This is a genomic window from Robiginitalea sp., from assembly GCF_049588695.1.
Taxonomy (GTDB): Bacteria; Bacteroidota; Bacteroidia; order Flavobacteriales; family Flavobacteriaceae; genus Robiginitalea.
Genome location: NZ_JBAVZJ010000095.1, coordinates 1 through 4942, shown reverse-complemented (window position 1 = coordinate 4942; position 4942 = coordinate 1). Strand labels below are relative to the sequence as shown.

The window sequence follows — 4942 nt, the reverse complement described above, 5'->3', positions numbered from 1 at the left end:
GTGGTAAAATGGGAAACCCGGGCCTGGGGAGAAATCCCTGCAGATTTCGGAAGGAAATAGAGGCTAACTTCCATTCTTATTGCTGAAGCTATCGCAAATCAAAACCGTATATTTGCAAAAATCTTTAGAAGCTTTGGGCAAATTACTAATCGTGGGAACTGTTGCATTCGATGCTATTGAGACCCCCTTTGGCAAAACCGACAAAATCCTCGGAGGAGCCGCAACATTCATAGGCCTGGCTGCCTCAAACTACAATGTTAAACCAGCTATTGTCTCTGTGGTCGGAGACGATTTTCCGACTGCCTATCTCGATCTCCTTACCAGCAAATCCGTCGACATCGAGGGTTTGGAAGTGGTAGAAGGAGGAAAAACCTTTTTCTGGAGTGGCAAATATCAGCACGACCTGAACAAACGGGATACGCTCGCAACGGAACTCAACGTACTTGCTGATTTTAAGCCAAGGGTTCCCCGGGAATTCAGGAATCCAGATGTAGTGATGTTGGGCAACCTGCATCCCGAGATCCAAATGCAGGTACTGAATCAACTGGAAAGCCGTCCCAAATTAGTGGTCCTGGACACCATGAATTACTGGATGGAACACACCTGGGATGCCTTGATTGACGTCATTGGCAAAGTTGATGTGATCACCATTAATGACGAGGAAGCCCGACAATTGAGCGGGGAGTATTCCCTGGTCAAGGCGGCTCGGAAAATAAGTGCCATGGGACCTGAATATGTGCTGATTAAGAAAGGGGAAAACGGAGCTCTTCTCTTTCACGACAAACGCATATTCTTTGCACCCGCCCTCCCCCTGGAAGATATCTTTGACCCGACAGGCGCCGGAGACACCTTTGCCGGAGGTTTTACGGGCTACCTGGCGGGTACCGAAAACATCTCTTTTGACAATCTTAAAAACGCTGTAATACACGGTGCGAATCTGGCGTCTTTCAGTGTGGAGCGATTTGGAACAGAACGCCTTCAGGAATTAAAGCCTTTGGAAATAGAGGCGCGATTACAAGAGTTTAAAGATCTGACCCAGTTTGATTTTGAAATAAAATAACGGGGCAGATCCTATTCGTTTTTTAATCCTATCTCCATGAGTGACGCGATAAAACATGAATGCGGTATTTCTCTCATCAGGCTTTTGAAGCCCCTTGAGTATTATCAGGAAAAATACGGGACGGCCTTTTACGGGGTCAATAAGATGTATCTGATGATGGAAAAGCAGCATAACCGTGGGCAGGATGGGGCCGGTTATGCCAGTATCAAGCTCGATATGGACGCAGGGGAGCGCTACATGAGTCGTATCCGGTCTATAGAATCCCAACCGATCCAGGATATTTTTGACCGAATCAACCTGCGCATTAATACCTCTCTCGAAGAAGCCCCTGAATTTGCCAAGGACATCAATTGGCTCAAGCGGAATATTCCGTATATCGGAGAATTGATCCTCGGGCATGTTCGTTACGGAACTTTCGGGAAGAACAGCATAGAAAGTGTACACCCTTTCTTAAGACAGAATAACTGGATGCACAGGAATCTCATTGTCGCTGGCAATTTCAATATGACAAACGTCAGGGAGTTATTCGACAATTTGATTCAGCTGGGGCAGCATCCCAAAGAAATGGCAGACACCATTACGGTCATGGAAAAAATTGGCCATTTCCTGGATGACGCTGTCGCCAAATTGTATAAAGACATTAAAAAAGAAGGTTTCTCTAAAATGGAGGCTTCACCCCACATTGCAGAGCGATTAAAGGTGTCTAAAATTCTTCGGAAATCTTCCAAAAACTGGGATGGCGGATACACCATGGCCGGTTTGTTGGGCCACGGTGATGCTTTCGTACTCAGGGATCCCTCGGGGATTCGGCCCGCCTACTACTACCAGGATGATGAAGTGGTGGTTGTCGCCTCGGAGCGCCCCGCAATTCAGACTGTTTTTAACATCTCCTACGACGCCGTCAAAGAGCTCCCACCGGGCCATGCGATTATCGTTAAAAAAAGTGGTCGGGTATCCATCGATCAGATTTTAAAACCCAAAGACCGGAAAGCCTGTTCTTTTGAACGGATCTATTTCTCCCGGGGCAATGACCGCGAGATCTACGAGGAGCGCAAGGAACTCGGTCGTCTTTTGTTCCCCCAACTCCTGAAGACGATTAACGGGGATATCCGAAGAACCGTGTTTTCATACATTCCCAATACGGCAGAAACTTCTTTTCTGGGAATGGTTCGGGAGGCGCAGTCCTACCTGAATAAGAAAAAGGAAGCTCAGATTCTCGAAATGGGATCGGATCTGAATCCGGAAACCCTTCATGAAATTCTCGATGTACGCCCCCGAATTGAAAAAGTAGCGATTAAAGATGCTAAACTGAGGACCTTTATTACCCAGGACAGCAGTCGTGACGATCTGGTCGCCCACGTATACGACATTACCTATGGCTCCGTGGAAAAAGGAGACTATCTGGCCATTATAGACGACAGTATTGTAAGGGGGACAACCCTGAAGAAGAGTATTTTGAGAATTCTGGACCGTCTGAATCCGGAAAAAATCATCGTGATCTCTTCAGCCCCACAAATACGCTACCCCGATTGCTACGGGATAGACATGGCCAAGCTCGAGGACTTTATAGCCTTCAAAGCCGCCCTGGCACTCCATAAAGATCGGGGTACAGAAGATGTTATCGAGAATATTTACCAGGCCTGCAAGGCATCGGTAACCCGTCAGGACTCTGAGGATGTCAATTACGTCAAAGGCTTTTACGCCCCTTTTACCGCCCAGGAGATATCGACTAAAATAGCCGAAATTTTAAGCCCGCCGGATATCCGGGCTGAGGTGACCATAATCTACCAGACCATAGAAAACCTGCATAAGGCGTGCCCGAAGAATCTCGGGGACTGGTACTTTACCGGTGAATATCCCACACCGGGAGGTAACCGGGTTGTAAACCGGGCATTCATCAATTTCTACGAGGGTAAAAACCAGCGTGCCTACTAGTATTTTCGATGAAATACACTCTTAAGGGTGTTTCATCGATGTTTTAGGCATTTCATCGTGGAATTAATACCACAGGACGGTTCGGACCTTACATTGCCTGTGCCATAGCATAAGTAGGTTTAAGTTCATGGTAAGATTTGGGGAAAAAAGGTGGAGACTTCTCCGCCTTTTTTATTGTCCTACCACGGCGCTTCCATTTTTTCACACCTCTTGAAGATGCTCCTTTCAGCAAGCGTACTACTTCTCCCACACGTATTTAATACACGGGTATTTCAACGGTTTTAACGGGTATTCACCCGAGAGCTTTTCCACAGCTGACTCCATCGTCTAGTTTTGGAGAACCATAGCATAAGTAGGTTAAGTTCATGGTAAGATTTGGGGAAAAGGCAAGGGTAAAACCTTGCCTTTTTATTTGCCCATAATCCCCCTGATTTCCACGGGATTGTTCCCCAATTATAAAGTTTAAGATGTAGTCCTTTTCGGACTTTCATCGTTTTTTCTCGGATATTTTCTTTGTTATTTCCCTTAATACCAGTATTTTAGTACTGCCATAGCATAAGTAGGTTAAGTTTATGGTAAGATTTGGGATGAAAAGGACAGAGTTTTCTCTGTCCTTTTCTGATTTATACACAAAAAAATCCCGGGTAATCCCGGGATTCTTATTAAAACCTTCGCTACACCCTGGCTTAACTGCCTTTGGTGTATTCCTCAGCCACCTTTTCCCAGTTTATAACATTGAAAAAGGCATTGATATAATCAGGGCGCCTGTTTTGGTAATTCAGGTAATACGCGTGCTCCCAAACATCCAAACAGAGAATGGGATGGCCTCCACAACCCGTGCCGGGCATTAGGGGATTGTCCTGGTTTGGGGTAGAACAAATCTCTACTTTACCGCCTTTATGCACACATAACCAGGCCCACCCAGATCCAAACCGTCCAGCTGCTGCCTTGCTGAAAGCATCTTTAAAATCCTCAAAGGAACCAAAAGCCTCCGTTATAGCGCTGCCCAGAGCTCCTTGCGGATCTCCGCCTCCATTTGGTGACATAACCTCCCAGAAGAGGCAGTGGTTATAAAAGCCGCCCCCGTTATTCCTAACGGCTGTATTAGACATGTCCAATTCGCCTAAAATGGATTCAATAGACTTATCGGCGAGGTCTGTTCCTTCAATAGCTGCATTGAGTTTAGTAGTATACCCATTGTGGTGCTTGGTATGGTGAATTTCCATAGTCCTGGCGTCGATATACGGCTCCAGAGCGTCGTATTCATAAGGTAAATTTGGTAGTTGGAATGACATAAGATCGTGTTTTTTGTTATCAAAAGTGTTGATCAAAAATACCGATTTTAACAAACACTTTGCGCTAATTTATTGTTAAGAAGCTCTACAGATTCCTTAATTTGCAAAGAATGGACCAGCACGTAAAAGCCTTTCGAATCTTTGATGCCTCCGCGGGCTCCGGAAAGACTTTTACCCTGGCCCGGGAATATCTCAGCTTGATATTACGGCCCGGTCCAGGAGGATTATTCCGGAAGATTCTGGCTATTACCTTTACCAATAAGGCTGTAGCGGAGTTAAAAAGTCGCATTCTCGACAGTCTTATGGAATTCGCCTCCCTGAGTGCTGAAAATTCAGATACTACACCCATGTTTGAAGCTGTGCGCTCAGAGTTGCAAACAGATCGGGCTGCCTTAATCCAAAGAAGTAGTGCAGTACTCCAGCAAATACTCCATAATTACGCATTTTTCGACGTATCCACCATCGACAAATTCAATCAAAGGGTACTCAGGACCTTTGCCCGCGATCTGGACATCCCCGCAAATTTTGAGGTCGTACTGGAGACAGACCTCCTCCTGGAGGAGGCCATTAATGAGCTTATAGCCCAGGCCGGAACAGATAAACAACTGACGGATATACTTGTCGATTTTGCCCTTGAAAAAGCCGAAGACGA

At 46.0% G+C, this 4942-nt stretch carries 4 protein-coding genes; 3 read left to right on the top strand and 1 reads right to left on the bottom strand.

What is annotated here, in order from left to right; genetic code table 11:
• Window positions 1-133 precede the first annotated feature (133 nt).
• Window positions 134-1060: a PfkB family carbohydrate kinase gene (locus WBV75_RS02020; RefSeq protein WP_424118987.1), complete on the top strand. Its 927-nt coding sequence runs from the start codon at window positions 134-136 to the stop codon at window positions 1058-1060.
• 36 nt (window positions 1061-1096) lie between these two features.
• The gene (locus WBV75_RS02015) at window positions 1097-2995 is read left to right on the top strand and encodes an amidophosphoribosyltransferase (protein ID WP_424118986.1); all 1899 of its coding nucleotides are present in this window, start codon (window positions 1097-1099) and stop codon (window positions 2993-2995) included.
• Window positions 2996-3681: 686 nt separating this feature from the next.
• Here the strand turns inward: WBV75_RS02015 and WBV75_RS02010 are convergent.
• A complete protein-coding gene (locus WBV75_RS02010; RefSeq protein ID WP_424118985.1) occupies window positions 3682-4290 on the bottom strand; it encodes a superoxide dismutase in 609 nt (202 codons plus the stop codon).
• A 110-nt stretch (window positions 4291-4400) separates the two neighbouring features.
• On the opposite strand from WBV75_RS02010, the gene WBV75_RS02005 reads away from it, so the two are divergent.
• Window positions 4401-4942 (top strand): UvrD-helicase domain-containing protein (locus tag WBV75_RS02005; protein WP_424118984.1); only part of this gene is annotated, 542 nt, incomplete at its 3' end.

What these genes read in the sequence shown, in the direction of transcription:
- WBV75_RS02015 (WP_424118986.1), top strand. Translation starts at nt 1,097, where the DNA reads ATGAGTGACGCGATAAAACATGAATGCGGTATTTCTCTCATCAGGCTT.
- WBV75_RS02010 (WP_424118985.1), bottom strand. Translation starts at nt 4,290, where the DNA reads ATGTCATTCCAACTACCAAATTTACCTTATGAATACGACGCTCTGGAG.